Origin of the sequence: Streptomyces sp. H27-C3 (assembly GCF_030063415.1) — a bacterium.
In the GTDB taxonomy this organism is placed as follows: Bacteria; Actinomycetota; Actinomycetes; order Streptomycetales; family Streptomycetaceae; genus Streptomyces.
In genome coordinates this window covers 19888-41419 of record NZ_JASITA010000022.1, presented here as the reverse complement: position 1 = coordinate 41419, position 21532 = coordinate 19888, and the positions used below count along the sequence as shown (strand labels likewise).

Here is a 21532-nt window from a genome sequence, read left to right as displayed (position 1 = left end):
ACATATTACACGAGACGTCTCGTCTCGTTACGGTGTGAGGCATGACTTCACCGAAGCGTGCGCGCAGCCATATCGCCATGTTCTCGATCGCCGCCCCCGGGCACGTCAACCCGAGCATCGAGGTGATCCGCGAGCTCGTCGCCCGTGGTCACCGCGTCACCTACGCGATCCCCGCGTCCTTCGCCGACAAGGTCGCCGAGACCGGCGCCGAGCCCGTCGCCTACACCTCGGTGCTCCCCACCGAAGGCGAACCCGAGGCGTGGGGCACCGAGCTGATCGACAACATCGAGCCGTTCCTGGCCGACGCCGTCCAGACGCTGCCGCAGCTGATCGAGGCGTACCGGGGTGACGAACCCGACCTCGTGATCCACGACATCACCTCATACCCGGCGCAGGTCCTCGCCCACCGCTGGGGCGTGCCCGCCGTCTCGCTCTCCCCGAACCTGGTGGCCTGGCAGGGGTACGAGGAGGAGCTCGCCGAACCGATATTCCGCGAGCTCAGGCAGTCCGAGCGCGGCAAGGCGTACTTCGAGCGCTTCCGGAGCTGGCTCGAAGCGGGCGGCCTGCCCGACACCGACCCCGACCGGTTCGCGGGCCGGCCTCGGCGCAGCATCGTGCTGATCCCCGAGGTGCTGCAGCCCAACGCCGACCGGGTCGACAGGTCCGTCTACACCTTCGTCGGCGCCTGCCAGGGCAAGCGTGCCGGGCAGGGGGAGTGGCGGCGCCCCGTCGGGGCCGAAAAGGTACTGCTGGTCTCGCTCGGCTCGACATTCACCAAGCAGCCCGCCTTCTACCGCGCCTGCATCGAGGCCTTCGGCTCGCTGCCCGGCTGGCACGTCGTACTCCAGATCGGCAAGCACGTCGACGCCGCCGCCCTCGGCGACATCCCCGGGAACATCGAAATCCACAGCTGGGTAGCGCAGTTGGCCATCCTTGAGCAGGCCGACGCCTTCATCACCCATGCGGGCGCCGGCGGCAGCCGCGAAGGGCTTGCAACTGGCACCCCGATGGTCGCGGTACCGCAGGCCGTGGACCAGTTCGGCAACGCCGACATGCTCGTGTCGCTGGGTGTCGCCCGCCGGATCGACACCGAGGAGGCCACCGCCGAGGCGCTCCGGACGGCGGTCCTCGGCCTTCTGGCCGACCCCGAAGTGGCCCGCAGGGCCGAGGAGATCCGCCTCGGCATGGGATCCGAGGGCGGCACCGGGCGGGCAGCCGACCTCATCGAGGCCGAACTGCCCGCCCGGTGACGCGCGTACGGAGAATCAGGCGACCGTCGGACCCGCACCCGCTCAGATCCGCACCCGCTCGGACTCCACCGAAGGAGCGGGCGGCGGCGCCACCACCGACTCGTCGTGGGTCAGGTCCGGCAGCCACCGCAGCCACTTGGGCAGATACCAGTTGCGGTCGTCGAGCAGTGCCATGACGGCCGGCAGCAGCACGCCCCTGATGATCGTCGCGTCGATGAGCACGGCCGTCGCGAGACCGACCCCCATCTGCTTCATCGACTGCATCGACAGGGTGCCGAAGATGGCGAACACCGCCACCATGATGATCGCCGCACTCGTCACCACGCCCGCCGTGGTCACCACGCCGTGGGAGATCGCGTCCCGCGTGGTCCTGCCCTGGAGCCTCGCCTCGCGGATCCGCGAGACCACGAAGACGTGGTAGTCCATCGAGAGCCCGAAGAGGATCACGAAGAGGAACAGCGGAAGCCAGGAAATGATCGCGCCGACCCCCTCGGCGCCGACCAGCGAAGCCCCCCAGCCGTGCTGGAAGACGATGGTCAGAATGCCGTACGCCGCGCCCACCGAAAGGAGATTGAGGACGATCGACGTGATCGCGATCGTCAGCGACCTGAAGCACAGCAGCATCAGCAGGAAGGCGAAGACCACGACGAAGGCGAAGACCGGCACCACCGCGCCGACGATCTGGTCGTTGAAGTCCTTGGACCCCGCGACCTGACCGCTGATCGGTGCATCGACACCGTCGGCCCGGCCCAGGGTGTCCGGGCGTACCTGGTCGCGGAGCAGGTCCAGGCTCTTTTCGGCCTTTTTCTGGTCGGAGCCGCCGACCAGCGGTACATCGATCAGGGCGATGTTCTCCTTCGCGTGCGTGACCACCTCCACCGGGCCCTGGGACGCGCCCGAGGACACCGCCTGCGCCCGGAAGTCCGAGATCGCGCGGCGTACCGGCTCCGCCCCGATGTCGTCGGCGCGGACGACGACCTGCGCCGGGTCGGCACCACCGGGGAAGGCCGCGTTGACCCTCTCGTAGGTACGGACGATCGGCAGCGAGTCGCCGAACTCCTGGTCCAGCGTGAAGTTCTGGGTGTGCATGCCCACCGCGGGCAGGGCGATCGCGGCGAGTGCCGCCACCGACAGGGCGAGCGCGGCCCTGGGGCTGCGCAGCACCCGGCGCAGCACCGCGCGCCAGAACCGGCTCTCGCCGCTGCCGTCACCCCGCTTGAGGCGACCGATCAGCGGCACCCGGCCCTTCTCGACGCGCCCGCCAAGCAGGGAGAGCAGCGCGGGCAGCACGGTCACCGAACCGACCATCGCCACCGCGACGACCATCAGTGAGGCCAGCCCCATCGCCTGGAACTCGGCGAGCCCGGTGAAGAGCATTCCGGCCATCGCGACGCACACGGTCACGCCGGAGACGATGATGGCGCGGCCACTGGTCGCCGCCGCGATGCGCAGCGCGGTCTGCGCGTCGTGCCCGGCCTCCCGCTCCTCGCGCTCGCGCCGCAGATAGAACAGGCAGTAGTCGACGCCGACCGCCAGACCGACCAGCAACATCACGGAGTTGGCCGTGTCGGTCATCGGCTGCACATGGCTCACGACGCCCATCAGGCCCATCGTCGCGACGATCGCGGTGATGGCCAGGGCGACCGGGAGCAGCGCCGCGACGAGCGCGCCGAAAGCGATCAGCAGGATGCCCAGAGCGACTGGTACGGCGGAGAGCTCGGCCTGCTTGAAGTCGTCGCCGAAGGCCTCGTCGAAGGTTTTGTTCATGCTGGCGCCGCCGATCTCCTCGATCACCAGCCCGCGGTGCTCCTTCTGCACCCCTTCGACGGCCTTCAGTACCGTGTCGACCCGCTCGCCTGCGGTCTCGGGGTCGCCGCGGATGTTGAACTGCACCAGGGCGCTGTGCCCGTCCTTGGAGATGCTCCCGGTGTCGTACGGCGAAGTCACCGCGGTTACCTCACCGGTCGCTTCCACGGCCGACGTCACCGCGTCGACGGCCCGGCGGAATTCGGGGCTCTGTGCCTTCACCGAGCCGTCCTCGGCCTGGATCAGCACGGTCTCGCCCGCCGGTTCCTCAAGTCCCGCGTCCTCGACGATCCGCATCGCCTGCCCGACCTCGCCGGACAGTTGCTGGCTGTCCTTGACGTCGACGCGGCCCGCGGCCGAACCGAGCACCGTGGCGAGGACGACGAACAGCACCCAGATGCCGACCGCCGCCCACCGGTGCTTCGCGCTCCAGCCGCCGGCCCGCGCGGCGATGCCCCGTGGTGCGCCGCCCGGTGGCCGGCCGGCCCTTTTCGTCGCGCCCTCTGCCTTGCCCATGCCCCGTCGCCCCCCTCGTCAGTGGTGGCGGCACCGCGCCGCGACCTCCGCTTCGAAGCTATGGCGGTGGGTGGCTCGTCTCGTCCTACGTGCAGGGGAGTCGTAGATCGCGCGTCTCCTCCCTGCGCGCCGGCGGGCTCCTCACCGAGGTGGAAGAGATGGAAGAACGCCCCTTACACGTAAAGGAGTTGCGAGGGGTGTGTCCGACTTGGGGAGGCCCGCCCCATTTTTTATTACGAAAGCTTGTTTAGTAAGTAACAGGCGTATGCAGGTCTTGATCTGAGCGCGTCAATCAGCAAGTGTTTCGACCCAGCCACCGGAGATCTTCCGGGCCGGTGGCTGATCCCCCCACAAATCTGAACGAGGAGACCCCTCTTCATGGCAATTCACAAGCGCACCAACCGGATCAGGCTCACCGCGGCGATAACCGCGGTCGCGGCCGCGGCCGGTGTCGCCCTGCTCAACTCCCCCTTCGCCGGAGCAGCCCCCGCACAGGGGACCGTCTACGGGGTGGGCGCCGAGGGCGCCGTGGCCGGCAGCTACATCGTGATGCTGGACCAGAAGGCCGACAAGCAGGACCTGGCCAAGGAGTACGGCGGCAAGCTGAAGCGCAACTACAAGTCAGCCGTCAACGGCTTCTCGGCCAGCGGGCTTTCGGAGACCGAGGCCAAGCGCCTGGCCGCCGACCCGGCCGTCAGCAAGGTCGTGCAGAACAAGAAGTTCAGCATCGACGCCACCCAGGACAACCCGCCGTCCTGGGGCATCGACCGTATCGACCAGGCCGACACGGCCGGCGACAGCAAGTACACCTACCCGGACAGCGCGGGTGAGGGTGTCACGGCGTACGTCATCGACACCGGTGTCCGCATCACGCACAAGGACCTCGCGGGCCGCGCCACCCACGGCTTCGACGCCGTGGACAACGACGACTCCGCGGACGACGGCAACGGCCACGGCACGCACGTCGCCGGAACCATCGGCGGCACCGCCCACGGCGTGGCCAAGAAGGCCAAGATCGTGGCCGTCAGAGTCCTCGACGACAACGGCTCCGGCACGACCGAAGGGGTCGTCGCGGGCATCGACTGGGTCACCACGAACCACAAGGGCCCGTCCGTCGCCAACATGAGCCTGGGCGGCGGCGCCGACGAGGCCCTGGACGAGGCCGTACGCAAGTCCATCGCCTCCGGCGTCACCTACGGCGTCGCCGCGGGCAACGACTCCAGCGACGCGAGCCAGAGCTCCCCGGCCCGGGTGAAGGAGGCCATCACCGTCGCATCGAGCACCAAGGACGACGCGCAGTCCGACTTCTCCAACTTCGGCTCGATCGTGGACATCTACGCGCCGGGCTCGGACATCACCTCCTCGTGGAACGACAGCGACGAGGGCACGAAGACCATCTCCGGTACGTCCATGGCTACCCCCCACGTCGTGGGCGCCGCCGCGGTCTACCTGGCGGGCCACCAGGACGCCACCCCGGAGCAGGTCGCCACCGCGCTGACCGGGGGCGCGATCCCGGACAAGATCAGCAACCCGAGCGCCGGCACGCCGAACAAGCTGCTGAAGGTCGTCGAGTAGGGATTGCCTCGCAGCACTGAACGGGCGGTCGCCGTGCCCTCCCCCACGGGGTGCGGCGACCGCCTCTCTTCGCTGTGCGTGCGCCTATCTTTCTGTTCATGACCACCACCTACGCGGCGCTGCTGCGCGGCATCAATGTGAGCGGGCACCGGAAGGTCCCGATGGCGGAACTACGGGTCCTGATGACCGAACTGGGCCACGGGAACGTCGCCACGTACCTGCAGAGCGGCAACGCGGTCTTCACCAGCGACGCCGACGCGGCCGAGGACGCGCTCGCCGCGAGCCTGGGGCAGGCCATCGAGGCACGCTTCGGGTTCGCCGTCGACGTCCTGGTCCGCAGCACCGCCTATCTGAGCGCCGTCGCCGACGCCTGCCCCTTCCCGGCCGCGGAGCTGGAGGGCAAGCAACTGCACGTCACCTACTGCTCCGAGCCGCTCACCGCCGAGCGCTTCGCGAGGATCGAACCGGCGGCGTATCTGCCCGAGGAGTTCAGGCTCGGCGATCGCGCCCTGTATCTGTACGCCCCGAACGGCCTCGGCCGCTCGAAGCTCGGCGAGGCACTGGCCAGACCTGCCCTCTTCAAGGGCGTCGTCGCCACCAGCCGCAACTGGAACACCGTGGTCAAGCTGGTGGAGATGACCCGTGACTGAGCCGTCCGCCGCCGTCGAAGCGGCCATCGAGGCCGAACTGCGCCTCCTCGACCCGGCCGTCCGCGCCTCCGCGGAGCTCCTCGAGGAACTCCTCCACCCGGAATTCAGTGAGTTCGGCACCTCGGGCCGCCACTGGGACCGGGAGTCGATCCTCGCCGCGCTCACCGCCGAGGGAGCCTCGGCGCCCAGGCCGGTCACCACCTCAAGGATGCGAGGCGCGCAACTCGCCCCCGACCTGGTGCACCTCACGTTCGACACGCAGTCGGGCGACCGCCGCTCGCACCGCAGCTCCTTGTGGCGTCTCACGGACAGCGGCTGGCTCCTCTACTTCCACCAGGGCACTCCGTTCAGTGCCGCCTCCTAGGGCGCGTCCGTATGGCAGGCTCGCACACATGCGCTACATCATCGTTGGAGCAGGAGCGGTCGGCGGCACCATCGGCGGACGGCTGGCCGAGAGCGGCCACGACGTGGTGCTCGTCGCACGCGGGGCACACTACGCAGCCCTGCGCGCCGCAGGGCTGCGGCTGACCACCCCCGAAGGCACCCAGGTCCATCAACTGCCCGTCGTCCAGGGCCCGGACGAGCTCACGCCGCTGCGGCGCGACGACGTACTCGTCCTGGCCGTGAAGACCCAGGACAGCACGGCCGCGCTCGATGCCTGGAGCGCCTGCCCCGTCACCGGCGGCGGTACCGCGGGCGAACTGCTGCCCCTGGTTTGCGCGCAGAACGGCGTCGAGAGCGAACGCCTCGCTCTGCGCCGCTTCCGCCGCGTCCACGCCATGTGCGTCTGGCTGCCCGCCATGCACATTGAGCCGGGTGCCGTCTCCGCCGCGGGGACCCCGCTGTCCGGCATGCTGCACCTCGGCAGGTATCCCACGGGCACCGACGAGACCACCCGGCACATCGCCGCCGACCTGGAGAAGTCCAGCTTCCTCGCCCCGGTCGTGCCGGACGTGATGCGCTGGAAGTACGCCAAGCTGCTGAGCAATCTGGCCAACGCGATCGAGGCCGTCTCCGGCCTGCTCACCAGCGACGAGGGGCGGGCCCTGTTCGCACGCGCGCTCGCCGAGGGGCAGGCCGTGCTCGCCGCCGCGGGCATCGGGGCCGCGGGCAAGGAGGAGCAGTCCGAGGCGCGCGACGGCCGGATCAAGTTCGATCCCTTCGACGGCTCGGAGCGCGTCGGCGGCTCTTCCTGGCAGAGCCTCGACCGCGGCACGGGCACGATCGAGGCGGACTACCTCAACGGTGAGATCGCCCTGCTCGGCCGGCTCCACGGCATCCCCACGCCGGTCAACGACACCCTGCAGCGTCTCGCCAACACCTTCGCCCGCGAGCGCCGGGCGGCCGGCTCCATGACCGTCGGCGAACTGGTGCAGGTGGTCGACGCGGCGGCGGAAACGACCGAAGTGGCCCACTGAGGCATCACCTGAATGGCCCGGGAGTCCAGGACATCCCCTGGCTGACCTCGTCGTATGACCACCGCCGCACGGACCACATCCGCCCAGGCCGCAGCCGCACAGGCTTCAGCCCCACGGACCACGACCGTCGACTTCTACTTCGACCCGGCCTGCCCCTTCGCCTGGATCGCGTCCCGCTGGATGCTGGAGGTGCAGCAGCACCGAGACATCGATCTGCGCTTCCACGTCATGAGCCTGTACCTGCACAACGAGGGCAATGAACTCCCGGACTGGTACCGCGACGTGGTGGACAGATCGATCGGCCCGGTCCGGGTCGCCGTCGCCGCGGCCGGGCCGCGGGGCGACGGGGTGCTGCGCGACCTCTACACGGCGCTCGGCGCCCGCATCCACCAGCGGAAGGACGAGGACTTCGACGAGGTGACGGCGCAGGCCCTGGCTGAACTCGGCCTGCCGGCCGACCTCGCCGAAGCCGCGCACTCCACGGCGTACGACGAGGAATTGGGCCGCGGCCACGACGCGGGCAAGGACCCGGAGGCGGGCTCCTACGTGGGTACGCCGACGATCCATGTCGACGGCACGGTCTGGTTCGGTCCGGTCCTGAACGCGATCCCGCGCGGGGAGGAGGCGGCGCGCCTCTTCGGCAGCTTCCGGGTCCTGGCCAACCACACGGACTTCTTCGAGCTCAAGCGCACCCGCACCGGAAGCCTGCGCTTCGACTGAGGCGGGACGGACCCCGCCGGGTCTCCATCGCGCAGCCGTAGCATAATTGACGGCGCGTCAGCATCCGGTCGGCTCGAAGCAGCCGTGCGGGCGAAACAGCGGTGTCAAGCCGACATGGAGGGCGCGAGCCGCTCCTGGTGGGTGTGGAAGCGCGTGAGGATCAGCCGCGCCAGCTCGGGTGCGTCACCGAGCACGTCGGCGCACACGTCGGCGTCCTCCGCGCCGTTCGCGATGCGGTCGGGCAATCGGCCCGGCGCGATGACGTACGGAGCGACCGCCACCCGGCGCACCCCGGCCGCCCGGAGTTCTCGTACCGCGTCCTCGGTACGGGGAAGGGACGCGGAGGCGAAAGCAGGCCGCACGGCGCACCAACCGGTGTGCCGCAGCTCCCGCGCGATTTCAGCGATCACTGCGATCGCCTCCGGGTCTGTGGAGCCCGCCGAGGCCAGGACCAGCCCGGTCGAGCGCTTGTCGCCGGGGGTGAGCCCGGCCTCGTACAGCCGCCGCTCCAGGGCGCTGAGCAGCAGTGGCGACGGGCCGAGCACCTCGGCCTGGTGGACGCGCAGCTGGGGGAGGCGCGCCGACGCCTCGCGCAGCACGGCGGGGATGTCGGACTTGGCGTGGAAGGCGCGGGTCAGCAGAAGAGGTACGGCCACCACGTCCCGCACGCCCTGCGCCGCCAGCCGCTCCAGGACCCGCGGGACGGCGGGAGCGTTGAAGTCCAGGAAGGCGGTCTCCACCCGCAGGCCCGGCCGCAGCCACCGCACACGCTCGCTGAGCGCGTGCACGGTGGCCGCGTGCCGCGGGTCGCGGCTGCCGTGGGCGACGAGGAGAAGGACCTGGCCGTGCATGGTGGATCAGCCCCTGACCAGGAGACCGCGGCTGCGCAGCACGCGGCGCTCCAAGGGGGAGAAGAGCAGCAGGTCGATGCCGATGCCGACGATCAGGATCAGGATGATCGTGGCCAGCACACCCGACATGTCGCTGTAGGTACGGAAGTTCTCCATCAGCTGGCCCAGACCGGTGCCCAGGTCGGGAGAGTTGGCGATGAGCTCGGCGGCCATCAGCGAGCGCCAGGAGAACGCCCAGCCCTGCTTGAGGCCCGCCAGGTAGCCGGGCAGTGCGGCGGGCAGCAGCACATGGCGGATGCCGTTGACGCCGGTCGCGCCGATGGTGCGTCCGGCCCGCAGGTACAGCGGCGGGATCTGGTCGACGCCGGCCACCAGACCGTTGGCGATGGAGGGCACGGCGCCCAGGAGCACCACGGCGTAGATCGTCGCGTCGGTCAGCCCGAACCAGATGATCGCGGCGGGCACCCAGGCCACCGAGGGCAGCGACTGGAGGCCCGACAGGATCGGCCCGATCGCCGCCCGGACGACCTTGACCCGGGCGACGAGCAGACCGAGCGGCGTGCCGATGGCGACCGAAACGGCGAAGCCGAGGGCGCCGCGCGAGATGCTCGTCCAGATGTAGCCGAGCAGGGTCCCGTCGAGCCACATCTGCTCGATCGAGTGCCATACGTCGAGCGGCCCCGGCAGGACGTAGTCGGGCTTCAGGTCGGAGACCGCGGCGACCTGCCAGAAGGTGATCACCAGGGCGACGGCGACAAACGGCGGCACCACCTTGGAGAGCAGAATCCTGCCCAGGCCCACCCGCTCGGTGGTGTGGGTCTCCAGGGCGTCCAGGCCGGCCTCCAGGCCGGCGAGGTCGCTCTTGGAGCTTGTGTCAGTGCTGGCCATGTCGGCGGATCTCCCCCCGCAGTTGTTCGGTGATCTCGACGGACAGGTCGGCGACCGCGGAGTCCTCGATCCGGCGCGGCTGCGGGATGTCGACCCGCCATTCGCGCGCGATGCGTCCCGGCCGGGACGACAGCAGCACCACGCGCTCGGCGAGGCGGACGGCCTCGCGGACGTTGTGGGTGACGAAGAGGACGGAGACGTTGGTCTCCGACCAGATGCGAGTGAGCTCCTCGTGGAGCACATCGCGGGTGATGGCGTCGAGTGCGGCGAACGGCTCGTCCATCAGGAGCAGTTGGCTGTCCTGGGCGAGTGCGCGGGCCAGCGCGACACGCTGGCGCATGCCGCCGGACAGCTCGTGCACCCGCTTGCCGTACGCGCCGGTGAGCCGCACCAGCCGGAGCAGCCGCTCCGCCTCCGGCGCCCGCTCCGCCTTGGCCATGCCCCGCATCTTGAGGGCCAGTTCGATGTTCTTGCCCGCGGTCAGCCACGGGAAGAGCGCGTGCTCCTGGAACATCAGGGCGGGCCGCCCGCCGGGCACGTCGATCGCGCCCGACGAAGGCTTGTCCAGCCCGGCCACCAGGTTGAGGAGGGTGGACTTCCCGCAGCCGGAAGCCCCCAGGAGGGTCACGAACTCACCGGGCGCGACATCGATGCTGATGTCGTCGAGCACCAGCTGCTGCGCGCCGGGCCGGCCGAACGACTTCGACACCTGGTCGATCCGGGCGGCGTACGACAGCGTGTCTACGGGCGCGGTGGCCTGCTTGACGAGCGTGGTGGCCATGAGCGTCACCTCCTGAGGGCGTTGCCGGATACGACGGATTGCTTACTTGGCGCCGAGCCCGGCGTCTTCGACGGCGGGCTGCTTCTCGGCCTTGAGGACCTTGTTGAGCAGCGTCAGGTCGTAAATGCCGTCGAGCAGCGGGTCCTTGAGCAGACCGGCCTTCACCGCGTGATCGGCCTCGTCCCGCAGCGTCGACGCGAGCGGGTCATTGAGGATGTCGACGTTGTCGAAGGCGGGTTCGAGGACCTTCGCAGGCAGTTCCTTGCCGGAGTCGGCCTTGAGCTTCGCGTTGACCGAGGCCTTGGCCTTGTCCGGGTTGGCCTTGATCCAGTCGTTGGTTTTCACCGAGCCGCGCAGGAAGGCCTCGACGACGTCGGGGTGCTCCTTGAGGAACTTCTGCGAGACGATCACGTTCGTAATGACGAACTTGTCGTCCTTCCACAGCTTCTTCTCGTCGAGGAGCACCTTGCCGCCGTCCGCGACGAGCTTGGACGCCGTCGGCTCCGGGACCCACGCGCCGTCCAGCGCACCGGACTGGAAGGACCCCGGGATGACCTTGTTCTCCTGGCGCAGTACCGTGACGTCGCCCTTGCCGGTGTCCGCGTCGACCTTCAGGCCCTTGGTCGACAGGTAGTTGAGCAGGGCCACGTCCTGGGTGTTGCCGAGCTGCGGGGTGGCGATGCGCTTGCCCTTGAGGTCGCCCAGGGACTTGATCTTCTTCGGGTTGACGACGAGCGAGACACCGCCGGAGGCCGAACCCGAGATGATCCGCAAGTTCTCGCCCTTCGACTTGGTGTAGCCGTTGATCGAGGGGGAGGGGCCGATCCAGCCGATGTCGATGGCGCCCGCGTTCAGTGCCTCGATCTCCGAGGGGCCCGCGTTGAAGACCTGCGGCTTGACCTTCGTGCCGCCGAGCTCCTTCTGGATCAGGCCCTTTTGGAGGCCCACCAGGGCGGTGGCGTGGGTGACGTTGGCGAAGTAGCCGATCCGCACCTCGTCCACACCGCCGACCTTCTCGCCCTTGGCGACGGGCGCGGTCTTTTCCTTCTCTGCGTCGGAGCCGTAACCGCACGCGCCGAGCGCGCCGATCAGCAGTGGAAGAGCGGCGGCGGCAGCGATACTGCGGCGCAGGGAGGGGCGGTTGGCACGCACGGGAGGTGTTCCTCTCGTTGGCCCGGTGCTACGTCACGCGGGACGCGACCGGGAAGTCGGCAGGTCTTCGTCTGTACGGCTTGTGGGGGGTGCGGGCGCGCATGCGGTGCGCGGACGTCATCGCGCACATCGCGCAACCCCGCCCGTGCCCGCGCCGAGCGTGCCGCTGCCGATGCGACCGCCCTCTCTGGCGAACGTCGCGTAGATGTCGATGCTCATCAGAAGTCCCAGCCGTCGTCGTCGACTTCGGCCACCACGTCGGGGGAGGTGAACGAGTCGCCCGCCATGCCGGCCGCCAGCGTCGTACCGTCGGCCGGGTCGATCAGCAGGAAGGAACCGGTTCGCCGCGAGTCGGCGTACGCGTCGAGCGCCAGCGGCTCGGCGGTACGGACCAGCACCCGGCCGATGTCGTTGGCGACCAGCTGTCCGGGCGCCGGGTGCTGGGACAGGTCGTCCAGCGTGAGCCGGGACGGGATGTCCTTGACGATCGCCTTGACCGTGCGGGTGGTGTGCTTGAGCAGGACCCGCTGCCCGACGACGAGCGGCTGGTCGGCCACATGGCAGACCGTCGCCTCGACGTCCTGGGTGGTGCGCGGGGCCGCCGCGCTCGGCGCGATCATGTCGCCGCGCGAGATGTCCAGGTCGTCGGCGAGGGTGACCGTCACCGACTGGGGCGCCCAGGCGATGTCTGTCGGGTTGCCCAGCACATCGATCCCGCTGACCGTGCTCGTAAGGCCCGAGGGCAGCACGGTCACGGCCTCGCCGACGCGCAGCGCGCCGGAGGCGATCTGGCCGGCGTAACCGCGGAAGTCGGGCAGCTCGGCGGTCTGCGGGCGGATGACGTACTGCACCGGGAAGCGGCCGGGGCAGTCGGCCAGGTCGTGGCTGACCGGCACGGACTCCAAGTGCTCCAGGACGGTGGGGCCGCCGTACCAGTCCATGTGCGCGGAAGGCTCCACCACGTTGTCGCCGGCCAGCGCCGAGATCGGGATGGCGGTGATCTCGGGCACGCCGAGGGAGGCGGCGTACGCCGTGAACTCCTCGGCGATGGCGGCGAATACGGGCTCGGCGTACTCGACGAGGTCCATCTTGTTGACGGCGAGCACGACGTGCGGGACGCGCAGCAGCGCCGCGACCGCCGCGTGGCGGCGGGTCTGCTCGACAACGCCGTTGCGGGCGTCCACCAGGACGACGGCCAGCTCGGCGGTGGAGGCGCCGGTGACCATGTTGCGGGTGTACTGCACATGTCCGGGGGTGTCGGCCAGGATGAAACGCCTGCGGGCGGTGGCGAAGTAGCGGTAGGCGACATCGATGGTGATGCCCTGCTCACGCTCGGCGCGCAGCCCGTCGGTGAGCAGCGCCAGGTCGGGCGCCTCCTGACCGCGCTTGAGGGACGCCGCCTCGACGGCCTCCAACTGGTCGGTGAGGATTGACTTCGAGTCGTGCAGCAGCCTGCCCACCAGGGTGGACTTGCCGTCGTCGACGGACCCGGCGGTGGCGAAGCGCAGGAGGGTGGTGGTGCTCAACTGCTCGTTGATGGTGGTCATTTAGAAGTACCCCTCGCGCTTGCGGTCTTCCATCGCGGCCTCGGACATCTTGTCGTCGGCGCGGGTCGCGCCCCGCTCGGTGAGCCGGGATGCGGCGATCTCGGTGATCACGGCTTCGAGCGTGGTGGCGTCGGAGTCGACGGCGCCGGTGCAGGACATGTCGCCGACGGTGCGGTAGCGGATCCGCCGCGTCTCCACCTGCTCGTGCCCCTTGGGGCCGCCCCACTCGCCCGCGGTCAGCCACATACCGGAACGCTGGAAGACCTCGCGCTCGTGGGCGTAGTAGATGGCCGGGAGTTCGATCTTCTCGCGGGCGATGTACTGCCACACGTCCAGCTCGGTCCAGTTGGAGAGCGGGAAGACCCGGACGTGCTCGCCGGGCGCGTGGCGGCCGTTGTAGAGCTGCCACAGCTCGGGGCGCTGGCGGCGCGGGTCCCACGCTGAGAACTCGTCACGCAGCGAGAATACCCGCTCCTTGGCGCGCGCCTTCTCCTCGTCGCGGCGCCCGCCGCCGAACACCGCGTCGAACCGCTCGGCCTGGATCTTCTCGGTCAGCGGCAGGGTCTGCAGCGGATTGCGGGTGCCGTCGGCGCGCTCGCGCAGCTTCCCGGCGTCGATGTACTCCTGCACGGAGGCGACATGCAGCCGCAGCCCGTGCTCGGCCACAGCGCGGTCGCGGTACTCCAGCACCTCCGGGAAGTTGTGCCCGGTGTCGACGTGCAGCAGGGAGAAGGGCACCTGCGCGGGCGCGAAGGCCTTGAGCGCCAGGTGCAGCATGACGATCGAGTCCTTGCCGCCGGAGAAGAGAATCACCGGTCGCTCGAACTCACCCGCCACCTCGCGGAAGATGTGCACGGCCTCGGACTCCAGGGAGTCCAAGTGGCTGAGCGCGTAGGGGCTTTCCAGGCCCTCGGTGGCAGCGCCGGCGGTCGTCGTCATGCCAGACCCCTTTCGGTGAGCAGTAGGTGCAGGGCGTCCGCGGACTCCTGCACGGTCTGCTGGTGCGACTCGATCCGCAGGTCGGGCGACCGGGGTTCCTCGTAGGGGTCGTCGACCCCGGTGAGTCCCGATATCTCGCCGGCCGCCTGCTTGGCGTACAGGCCCTTCACATCGCGTACGGAGCACACGTCCACCGGTGTGGCGACATGCACCTCCAGGTACGCGCTGCCCTCGGCCTGGTGGCGCCTGCGGACGGCCTCGCGGCTGTCGGCGTACGGCGCGATGACAGGCACGAGGGCCTTCACGCCGTTGGACGCCAGCAGTTCGGCGACGAAGCCGATGCGCTGGACGTTGGTGTGCCGGTCCTCGCGGCTGAAGCCGAGGCCCGCCGAGAGGAACTCGCGGATCTCGTCCCCGTCGAGCACCTCGACCCGGTGGCCCTCGCCGCGCAGCCGGTCCGCCAGCGCATGGGCGATGGTGGTCTTGCCGGCGCTCGGCAGACCCGTGAGCCAGATGGTGGCCCCAGTCACGTCGTTCTCCTGATCATTGGTCATCAGCCGTGCAGCCCGCATTCGGTCTTGTTGCTGCCGGCCCAGCGGCCGGCCCGTGCGTCCTCGCCCGCCGCCACCCGCCGGGTGCAGGGGGCGCAGCCCACCGACGCGTAGCCGTCCATCAGCAACGGGTTGGTGAGGACGCCGTGTTCGGTCACGTACGCGTCCACGTCGTCCTGCGTCCAGCGGGCGATCGGGGCGATCTTGACCTTCTGGCGCCTCACGTCCCAGCTGACGACCGGGGTGTTCGCCCGGGTCGGGGACTCGTCGCGGCGCAGGCCCGTCGCCCAGGCGCTGTAGCCCTTCAGCCCGTCTTCGAGCGGCGCGACCTTGCGCAGGGCGCAGCACAGGTCGGGGTCGCGGTCGTGCAGCTTCGGCCCGTACTCGGCGTCCTGCTCCTGGACGGACTGCCACGGCAGCAGCGTGATGACGTTGACGTCCATGACGGCCTCGACGGCGTCCCGGGTGCCGATCGTCTCCGGGAAGTGATAGCCCGTGTCGAGGAAGACGACATCCACACCGGGCCTGGCACGCGAGGCGAGGTGCGCGACGACCGCGTCCTCCATCGAGGACGTCACGCAGAAGCGGTCACCGAAGGTCTCGGCGGCCCACTTGAGGATGTCGATGGCGGAGGCGTCCTCAAGGTCCCGGCCGGCCTGTTCGGCCAGCGACTTGAGTTCCGCCTGCGACCTGCGGTCTTCCTGAACAAGCGTCATATCTCGTCCCCTCCACCGTCATTGCGCCGAACTCCCCGGCTGAGCAGCCCGAGGAACTTCAACTGGAAAGCGCGATTGCACGCCGCGCATTCCCAGGCGCCGTGCCCCGTCCCATGGGGACGCAGGTCCTCGTCGCCGCAGTACGGGCAGTGGAACGGCGCCGCACGCTCGCTCATGACAGGTCCTTCTCTTCGGCCCGCAGCGCCCAGGTCGCGAAGCGCTCGCCGTCCGCGCGCTGGTCCTCGAAACGCAGCAGCACCCGCTCGATGTAGTCGGGCAGTTCGGTCGAGGTGACCTTCAGGCCACGGACCTTGCGGCCGAACCCGGCTTCGAGGCCGAGCGCGCCGCCCAGGTGGACCTGGAACCCCTCGACCTGGTTGCCGTCGGCGTCCAGCATCAGCTGGCCCTTGAGGCCGATGTCGGCGACCTGGATGCGGGCGCAGGCGTTCGGGCAGCCGTTGAGGTTGATGGTGATGGGCTGATCGAACGCCGGGATGCGCCGCTCCAGTTCGTCGATGAGCGAGGCGCCGCGCGCTTTGGTCTCGACGATCGCGAGCTTGCAGAACTCGATGCCGGTGCAGGCCATCGTGCCGCGCCGGAAGGGTGAGGGAGTGACCCGGAGGTCCAGTGCCTCAAGTCCGGCGACCAGTGAATCGACCTGCGCCTCTTCGACGTCGAGCACGATCATCTTCTGCTCGGCGGTGGTCCGCAGCCGGCCCGAGCCGTGTGCTCCGGCCAGATCGGCGATCTTCGTCAGGGTCGTGCCGTCCACGCGTCCGACGCGCGGCGCGAAGCCGACATAGAAGCGGCCGTCCTTCTGCTTGTGCACCCCGAGGTGGTCGCGCCAGGTCCCGGTCGGCTGCTCGGGCGCGGGGCCGTCGACCAGCTTGTACTTGAGGTACTCGTCCTCCAGGATCCGGCGGAACTTCTCGTGGCCCCAGTCGGCGACGAGGAACTTCAGACGGGCACGGTTGCGCAGCCGCCGGTAGCCGTAGTCGCGGAAGATGCCGATGACGCCGCCGTAGACGTCGGGCACCTCGTCGAGCGGCACCCAGGCGCCGAGCCGGACGCCGAGCTTGGGGTTGGTGGACAGGCCACCGCCGACCCACAGGTCGAAGCCGGGGCCGTGCTCGGGGTGCTCGACGCCGACGAAGGCGATGTCGTTGATCTCGTGCGCCACATCGAGCTGAGGGGAGCCCGAGATCGCGGACTTGAACTTCCGCGGCAGGTTGGAGAAGTCGGGGTTGCCGATGAAGCGGCGCTGGATCTCGTCGATGGCGGGCGAGCCGTCGATGATCTCGTTCTCGGCGACGCCCGCCACCGGGGAGCCGAGGATCACCCGGGGGGTGTCGCCGCAGGCTTCGGTGGTGGAGAGCCCCACGCCCTCCAGGCGGCGCCAGATCTCCGGCACGTCCTCGATCCGGATCCAGTGGTACTGGACGTTCTGCCGGTCGGTGAGGTCGGCGGTCCCGCGCGCGAACTCCTGGGAGACCTCACCGATGACCCGAAGCTGCTCGGTGGTCAGCCGCCCGCCGTCAATGCGGACCCGGAGCATGAAGTACTCGTCGTCCAGCTCCTCCGGCTCCAGGATCGCCGTCTTACCGCCGTCGATGCCGGGCTTGCGCTGGGTGTACAGACCCCACCAGCGCATACGTCCGCGCAGGTCATTGGGGTCGATCGAGTCGAATCCGCGCTTCGAGTAGATCGTCTCAATGCGTGTCCGCACATTGAGACCGTCGTCGTCCTTCTTGAACTGCTCATTGCCGTTGAGCGGAGTGAAGTGACCCACGGCCCACTGACCTTCGCCACGGTGGCGTCCGGCCTTGCGGCGGGGCGCGGGGGCGGGGGACTGTTCGGGAGTGGCGGCCATGGTGGTTCGTCCTTCTCTGGCGGCTCGAAGGGGTGCGGAACGAAGGCGACCGTACCTCTGTGACCTGCGCGAACGCGGTCGGGCGCGACATGGAGAGGTACTCCGGCAGGCAGCCGGAGGTGACATGTGCGACAGGGGGATCGTCTCGTCCGCGACGGCGGGGACGGTGGGGAACGAGGCAGTGCTGGTGCTGTCAGCCCGCCGGACAGATGGCGCTGGACATGCGGCCGAGGTCGACGTGCCGCCGACTCACCAAGGCAACTCCAGCTGAAGACATGACGGAAGCGTGTCACGCGCATCTCGGACCAGTCCACCACTGCCCAACATGTGGACAGGACTGTCTCGACAAGTGAGACGATGTGCTGTCGGTCACTCGGGGAACGGGCGACGGAGGGGATGCCGAGGGGCCGCCAGGGGAGCCGCCGAGGGGGTGGCGCGGCCGACGCGCGGTGCGGACGAGTAGGGAGAGGCCGGTGAGTCGGTCAGGCCCTGGCCTCGGGCCACAGGCTCTCGGCCGTGACGTCGGGCTCGTCGGCCGTCTTCGTGTCGAACAGCCGGAAGCCTCGGCGCAGGTAGTTGTCCATCGCGTGCGGCCCGTCCTTGCTGCACGTGTGCAGCCACACCCGCTTCGTCTCCGGCCGGTCCGGCCACCGGTCCGCGAGGTCCCAGGCGCGGGCGGCGCCGTACGACAGTAGATGCCCACCGATCCGCCGCCCCCTGAAGGCCGGGATCAGACCGAAGTACATGACCTCGACGGCACCGTCGTCCTGCGCCACCAGCTCGACGAAACCCGCCGGGGTGCCCTTCTCGTACGCCACCCAGGTCTCGGTCCCGGGCTGTTCCACGGCCTCCCGCCACTGCGTGTGGGTCAGGGCGAGCCGGTCGGTCCACTGGATGTCACCGCCCACCGCGGTGTAGAGGAAGCGGCTGAACTCGGGGGAGGGGACCTCGGCCCGTACGATCCGGACGTCACCCTCGGGCTCCGCGGCCGGCCGCAGGTCGGCGGGCGAGGTCTGTTCCAGGGACCAGGTGGTCACCGTGCTGCTGCTCATGGCAGCCAGAGAACCATGCCCCGCCGCTCCGGCCAAAGCGGACCCCGGCGCTCAGCCTTCGGACGCGCCCGGGGCCGCGACCTCCCGCTGCCCGCGCCGCGCACGGGCGATCGCCGGGGCCGTGGAGTGCGGCAGCAGATCCGCCGGGTGCTCCGGGGGAACGACCGCCACCTCCATCTCGTCCACGAAGCGGTACGGGCGGTGCGCGAGGACCTCCGCGAGATGCCGCCGCAGCCGCGACATCTCCGCCCGCACGGTCACCGTGCGCGTCGGATCCCCGAAGAGCTCGGTCGCCAGCTCCGCCGCGCTGCAACCCTCGCGGTGCACGCTCAGCAGATACAGCAACTCGGCGTGGCGCGGGGAGAGCGCCTGGGTCCACTGTCCCGCCGCGCCGGACACGGTCACCGTCGACCGTCGCCGCCCACTCAGGTCCAGTACGACCCGGTTCGCCGCTTCTTCGTCCGGGGCCGACGGGGTCTCGTCGACCCGGATCAGCCAGCCGCCCGGCAGCGGCTCCACCGTGCACATCCCCAGCGACGGCAGCCACCTGCGGCCCGCGCGGAAGGTCTTGGGCAGCGGCAGCCGGTCGACCGGCGGCATCCCGGTCACCGCGGCGAGCCAGCCGTGCGCGTCCACCGCCAGCGCCCGGCCGCCCAGCCGGCACAGGACGGGTGCGGCCACCGACCGCAGCCGCTCGATCGTCACGAGATGCCGGTCGCGCAGTTCACCGACGGCCAGCCGCGCCACCGAGTCGACCAGCGCGAGCATCGCCGGGTGGAACGTGGAGTCGGGCCCGCTCACATCGATGATGCCCAGCAGCCGCCCGTCCCTGGGGTCGCGCACCGGCGCCGCCGCACACGTCCAGTTGTGCAGCGTACGGACGAAGTGCTCGGCCGAGTGCACCTGGACGGGCCCACACGACTCCAGGGCGGTACCGATCGCATTGGTGCCCGTGGAGTCCTCGCTCCACGCGGCGCCCTCCTCCAGGCAGATGGTGTTGGCCCGGCGCATGACCCCGCGGTTGCCGTCGCGCCACAGCACCCGGCCCTCCGCGTCCGTGACGACCATGATCTGCTGCGACGCGTCGGTGATCGCGGCCAGCCCCTTGCTGAGCGAGGGCAGCAGCTCACCGAGCGCGGTGGCCCTGCGGCGCCGCTCCACCTCCTCGGCCGGCAGCAGCGGACTGCTGGAGGACCGCTCGGGATCGATCCCGATACGCATCATCCGCTGCCAGGACGCGTCGATGACGGGGCGCGGCGCGATGCGCGAGGGCTCGCCGGAGAGCACGGCGTCCCGTATCCCGTGCAGCGCACGAACGGACTCGGCGGTATGCCGGGAACCCGGCAGGGCGCTGTCGGGTGGGCGGAACTTCACTGGATACTCCCCGACGGGCACGGACACTCGACGTCAGACGGTCACGGGCCATCGTGCCTCGCGGTCGGCCGCCGTGCAGTGCACTCCGTACAACCGGTGCAACGCTATGCAACTCCGTGCAACCCTCGCGCGCCCCGGCCCGGTTGTACGAGGGTGGCTTGTGCTCGGCCGGGTTGATGCCGCGTCGGCGCGACATCAACCCGGCCGAGCCGCAGCGTCTACGGGATGTCCGCCACCTCCGCGCGCGCCCGCTCCACGACGGACCCCAGGTCCAGCGTGTGCGGCAGCGTCCCGAAGGCCGCGCCCCAGTCCCCGCCGAGCCTCGACGCGCAGAACGCGTCCGCGACCTCCGGCGGCGCCCAGCGCACCAGCAGCGAGCCCTGCAGTACCAGCGCCATCCGCTCCACCAGCCGACGCGCCCGCCCCTCCATGCCGTCCAGATCGGCGAGTTCGGTCAGCAGCCCCTTGATCGCCCCGTCCAGCCGGTGATCGGCGCCGCGCGCCTGCCCGACCTCCGTGAGAAAGGCGTTGAGCGCCTGCGGCTCGCGCTGCAACGCCCGCAGGACGTCCAGGGCCTGTACGTTCCCCGAGCCCTCCCAGATCGAGTTGAGCGGCGACTCGCGCAGCAGCCGGGGCATCCCCGACTCCTCGACGTAGCCGTTGCCGCCCAGACACTCCAGGGCCTCGGCCGTGACCGGCGTGCACCGCTTGGTCACCCAGTACTTGGCGGCCGGCACCGCGAGCCGCAGCAAGGCACGGTCCTGCTCGGTGTCGCTGTCGTACGCCGCGGCCAGCCGCAGCGCGAGCGTCGTCGCCGCCTCCGACTCCAGCGCCAGGTCGGCCAGCACATTGCGCATCAGCGGCTTGTCGATCAGCTTCCCGCCGAACGCGCCCCGGTACGCCGCGTGGTGCGTGGCCTGCGCCACGGCCTGGCGCATCAGCGCCGCCGAGCCGATCACACAATCGAGCCGGGTGGCCGCCACCATCTCGATGATGGTGCGCACCCCGCGCCCCTCCTCACCGACCAGCCGCGCCCAGGTCCCGTCGAACTCCACCTCGCTCGACGCATTGGACCTATTGCCCAGTTTGTCCTTGAGTCGCTGGATCTGGAACACATTGCGCGTCCCGTCCGCCAGCACCCGCGGCACCAGGAAGCAGCTCAGCCCGCCCGGCGCCTGCGCCAGCACCAGGAAGCCGTCGCACATCGGCGCCGAGCAGAACCACTTGTGCCCGGTGAGCAGATACTCGCCCTCACCGGCCAGCGGCTGAGCGCTCGTCGTGTTCGCCCGGACATCGCTGCCGCCCTGCTTCTCCGTCATCCCCATGCCGAAGAGCGCCCCGGTCTTGAGCGCCCCGGCCCGCAAGTCCTGCTCGTACACATGAGAGGTGAGCCGGGGCTCCCACTCGGCGGCGAGCACCGGGTCCGTGCGCAGCGCGGGGACCGCCGCGTGTGTCATGGACAACGGGCAGCCGTGCCCCGCCTCGGCCTGCGTCCATACCAGGAAACCGGCCGCGCGCCGGACATGTCCGCCCGGCCTGCCCCAGGCGTCCGTCAGCCCCGCCGCGACGCCGCGCCCGAGGAGGCGGTGCCAGGCCGGATGGAAGTCGACCTCGTCGATCCGGTTCCCGTAGCGGTCGTGCGTCCGCAGAACCGGTGGATTCTCATTGGCCCTTGCCCCCCATTCCTGGGCCTGCGCCGATCCGGCGCTCCGGCCGAGCTCCGACAATTCGCCCTGTACTTCGTCAAGGATCGAGGGGTCCGTGTGCCGTTCCACGGCCTCGGACAGAGTCCGGTCGGCGGTGAAGACGTCGTACCCCACCAGGGGCGGAGCCTGATTGGTCACTGTGTGAGTGCTGGCTGCCATGCCGCTACGGT

General features: G+C 70.1%; 21 protein-coding genes. 6 read left to right on the top strand and 15 right to left on the bottom strand.

Annotated elements, in window-relative coordinates:
* The first annotated feature begins 41 nt into the window (after window positions 1–41).
* Window positions 42–1250: a macrolide-inactivating glycosyltransferase gene (gene mgt / locus QMK30_RS22045; protein ID WP_283520010.1), complete on the top strand. Its 1209-nt coding sequence runs from the start codon at window positions 42–44 to the stop codon at window positions 1248–1250.
* A 42-nt stretch (window positions 1251–1292) separates the two neighbouring features.
* Here the strand turns inward: mgt and QMK30_RS22040 are convergent, their stop codons facing one another.
* Window positions 1293–3572, bottom strand: a complete 2280-nt coding sequence (locus QMK30_RS22040) for an MMPL family transporter (RefSeq protein ID WP_283520009.1) — start codon at window positions 3570–3572, stop codon at window positions 1293–1295.
* A 378-nt stretch (window positions 3573–3950) separates the two neighbouring features.
* Here QMK30_RS22040 and QMK30_RS22035 point away from each other — a divergent pair, with 378 nt between their 5' ends.
* From QMK30_RS22035 to QMK30_RS22015, 5 genes are all read left to right on the top strand, one after another.
* The gene (locus QMK30_RS22035) at window positions 3951–5147 is read left to right on the top strand and encodes a S8 family peptidase (RefSeq protein WP_283520008.1); all 1197 of its coding nucleotides are present in this window, start codon (window positions 3951–3953) and stop codon (window positions 5145–5147) included.
* Window positions 5148–5245: 98 nt separating this feature from the next.
* On the top strand, window positions 5246–5797 hold the full coding sequence (locus QMK30_RS22030; RefSeq protein WP_283520007.1) for a DUF1697 domain-containing protein: 552 nt from the start codon (window positions 5246–5248) through the stop codon (window positions 5795–5797).
* On the top strand, window positions 5790–6161 hold the full coding sequence (locus tag QMK30_RS22025; protein WP_283520006.1) for a nuclear transport factor 2 family protein: 372 nt from the start codon (window positions 5790–5792) through the stop codon (window positions 6159–6161). The genes QMK30_RS22030 and QMK30_RS22025 overlap by 8 nt, the downstream gene beginning before the upstream one ends.
* Before the next feature lie 28 nt (window positions 6162–6189).
* Window positions 6190–7215, top strand: a complete 1026-nt coding sequence (locus QMK30_RS22020) for a ketopantoate reductase family protein (protein WP_283520005.1) — start codon at window positions 6190–6192, stop codon at window positions 7213–7215.
* A 54-nt stretch (window positions 7216–7269) separates the two neighbouring features.
* Window positions 7270–7935 (top strand): mycothiol-dependent nitroreductase Rv2466c family protein, encoded by a 666-nt coding sequence (locus tag QMK30_RS22015; RefSeq protein WP_283520004.1) that lies wholly within the window; start codon window positions 7270–7272, stop codon window positions 7933–7935.
* Between the two features lie 104 nt (window positions 7936–8039).
* Here QMK30_RS22015 and QMK30_RS22010 read toward each other — a convergent pair whose 3' ends face one another.
* The 14 genes from QMK30_RS22010 to QMK30_RS21950 form a co-directional block, all read right to left on the bottom strand.
* Window positions 8040–8786 (bottom strand): sirohydrochlorin chelatase, encoded by a 747-nt coding sequence (locus QMK30_RS22010; protein WP_283520003.1) that lies wholly within the window; start codon window positions 8784–8786, stop codon window positions 8040–8042.
* Window positions 8787–8792: 6 nt separating this feature from the next.
* The gene (locus tag QMK30_RS22005; protein ID WP_283520002.1) at window positions 8793–9674 is read right to left on the bottom strand and encodes an ABC transporter permease; all 882 of its coding nucleotides are present in this window, start codon (window positions 9672–9674) and stop codon (window positions 8793–8795) included.
* A complete protein-coding gene (locus QMK30_RS22000) occupies window positions 9661–10455 on the bottom strand; it encodes an ABC transporter ATP-binding protein (RefSeq protein ID WP_283520001.1) in 795 nt (264 codons plus the stop codon). The genes QMK30_RS22005 and QMK30_RS22000 overlap by 14 nt, the downstream gene beginning before the upstream one ends.
* Before the next feature lie 42 nt (window positions 10456–10497).
* On the bottom strand, window positions 10498–11607 hold the full coding sequence (locus QMK30_RS21995; RefSeq protein WP_283520000.1) for an aliphatic sulfonate ABC transporter substrate-binding protein: 1110 nt from the start codon (window positions 11605–11607) through the stop codon (window positions 10498–10500).
* Window positions 11608–11825: 218 nt separating this feature from the next.
* Complete coding sequence (locus tag QMK30_RS21990; protein ID WP_283519999.1) at window positions 11826–13154, bottom strand: sulfate adenylyltransferase subunit 1; 1329 nt, start codon at window positions 13152–13154, stop codon at window positions 11826–11828.
* On the bottom strand, window positions 13155–14093 hold the full coding sequence (cysD, locus tag QMK30_RS21985; RefSeq protein ID WP_283519998.1) for a sulfate adenylyltransferase subunit CysD: 939 nt from the start codon (window positions 14091–14093) through the stop codon (window positions 13155–13157).
* Window positions 14090–14647: an adenylyl-sulfate kinase gene (gene cysC, locus QMK30_RS21980; protein ID WP_283519997.1), complete on the bottom strand. Its 558-nt coding sequence runs from the start codon at window positions 14645–14647 to the stop codon at window positions 14090–14092. Before cysC ends, cysD begins: the two co-directional genes overlap by 4 nt.
* On the bottom strand, window positions 14647–15360 hold the full coding sequence (locus tag QMK30_RS21975; RefSeq protein ID WP_283519996.1) for a phosphoadenylyl-sulfate reductase: 714 nt from the start codon (window positions 15358–15360) through the stop codon (window positions 14647–14649). Before QMK30_RS21975 ends, cysC begins: the two co-directional genes overlap by 1 nt.
* Window positions 15357–15536 carry a hypothetical protein gene (locus tag QMK30_RS21970; protein ID WP_283519995.1) on the bottom strand — a complete coding sequence of 60 codons (180 nt, stop codon included), beginning with the start codon at window positions 15534–15536 and terminating at the stop codon, window positions 15357–15359. Before QMK30_RS21970 ends, QMK30_RS21975 begins: the two co-directional genes overlap by 4 nt.
* Entirely contained in the window at window positions 15533–17230 is a 1698-nt protein-coding gene (locus tag QMK30_RS21965) for a nitrite/sulfite reductase (protein WP_283519994.1), read from the bottom strand. Before QMK30_RS21965 ends, QMK30_RS21970 begins: the two co-directional genes overlap by 4 nt.
* A gap of 193 nt (window positions 17231–17423) precedes the next feature.
* Window positions 17424–17507: a putative leader peptide gene (locus QMK30_RS38525; RefSeq protein ID WP_349362105.1), complete on the bottom strand. Its 84-nt coding sequence runs from the start codon at window positions 17505–17507 to the stop codon at window positions 17424–17426.
* 205 nt (window positions 17508–17712) lie between these two features.
* Complete coding sequence (locus tag QMK30_RS21960) at window positions 17713–18282, bottom strand: GNAT family N-acetyltransferase (RefSeq protein ID WP_283519993.1); 570 nt, start codon at window positions 18280–18282, stop codon at window positions 17713–17715.
* 51 nt (window positions 18283–18333) lie between these two features.
* Window positions 18334–19656 (bottom strand): helix-turn-helix domain-containing protein, encoded by a 1323-nt coding sequence (locus QMK30_RS21955; protein WP_283519992.1) that lies wholly within the window; start codon window positions 19654–19656, stop codon window positions 18334–18336.
* A gap of 218 nt (window positions 19657–19874) precedes the next feature.
* Window positions 19875–21521 (bottom strand): acyl-CoA dehydrogenase family protein, encoded by a 1647-nt coding sequence (locus QMK30_RS21950; protein ID WP_283519991.1) that lies wholly within the window; start codon window positions 21519–21521, stop codon window positions 19875–19877.
* Between the last annotated feature and the right edge of the window lie 11 nt (window positions 21522–21532).

Bases quoted from the DNA above. Each gene is read 5' to 3' on its own strand.
- QMK30_RS22020 (WP_283520005.1), top strand. From the start codon at position 6,190: ATGCGCTACATCATCGTTGGAGCAGGAGCGGTCGGCGGCACCATCGGC.
- QMK30_RS22000 (WP_283520001.1), bottom strand. From the start codon at position 10,455: ATGGCCACCACGCTCGTCAAGCAGGCCACCGCGCCCGTAGACACGCTG.
- cysC (WP_283519997.1), bottom strand. From the start codon at position 14,647: ATGACCAATGATCAGGAGAACGACGTGACTGGGGCCACCATCTGGCTC.
- QMK30_RS22040 (WP_283520009.1), bottom strand. From the start codon at position 3,572: ATGGGCAAGGCAGAGGGCGCGACGAAAAGGGCCGGCCGGCCACCGGGC.
- QMK30_RS21970 (WP_283519995.1), bottom strand. From the start codon at position 15,536: ATGAGCGAGCGTGCGGCGCCGTTCCACTGCCCGTACTGCGGCGACGAG.
- QMK30_RS38525 (WP_349362105.1), bottom strand. From the start codon at position 17,507: ATGTCTTCAGCTGGAGTTGCCTTGGTGAGTCGGCGGCACGTCGACCTC.
- QMK30_RS21950 (WP_283519991.1), bottom strand. From the start codon at position 21,521: ATGGCAGCCAGCACTCACACAGTGACCAATCAGGCTCCGCCCCTGGTG.
- cysD (WP_283519998.1), bottom strand. From the start codon at position 14,093: ATGACGACGACCGCCGGCGCTGCCACCGAGGGCCTGGAAAGCCCCTAC.
- QMK30_RS22035 (WP_283520008.1), top strand. From the start codon at position 3,951: ATGGCAATTCACAAGCGCACCAACCGGATCAGGCTCACCGCGGCGATA.
- QMK30_RS21975 (WP_283519996.1), bottom strand. From the start codon at position 15,360: ATGACGCTTGTTCAGGAAGACCGCAGGTCGCAGGCGGAACTCAAGTCG.
- QMK30_RS22005 (WP_283520002.1), bottom strand. From the start codon at position 9,674: ATGGCCAGCACTGACACAAGCTCCAAGAGCGACCTCGCCGGCCTGGAG.
- QMK30_RS22015 (WP_283520004.1), top strand. From the start codon at position 7,270: ATGACCACCGCCGCACGGACCACATCCGCCCAGGCCGCAGCCGCACAG.
- mgt (WP_283520010.1), top strand. From the start codon at position 42: ATGACTTCACCGAAGCGTGCGCGCAGCCATATCGCCATGTTCTCGATC.
- QMK30_RS22030 (WP_283520007.1), top strand. From the start codon at position 5,246: ATGACCACCACCTACGCGGCGCTGCTGCGCGGCATCAATGTGAGCGGG.
- QMK30_RS21965 (WP_283519994.1), bottom strand. From the start codon at position 17,230: ATGGCCGCCACTCCCGAACAGTCCCCCGCCCCCGCGCCCCGCCGCAAG.
- QMK30_RS22010 (WP_283520003.1), bottom strand. From the start codon at position 8,786: ATGCACGGCCAGGTCCTTCTCCTCGTCGCCCACGGCAGCCGCGACCCG.
- QMK30_RS21960 (WP_283519993.1), bottom strand. From the start codon at position 18,282: ATGAGCAGCAGCACGGTGACCACCTGGTCCCTGGAACAGACCTCGCCC.
- QMK30_RS21990 (WP_283519999.1), bottom strand. From the start codon at position 13,154: ATGACCACCATCAACGAGCAGTTGAGCACCACCACCCTCCTGCGCTTC.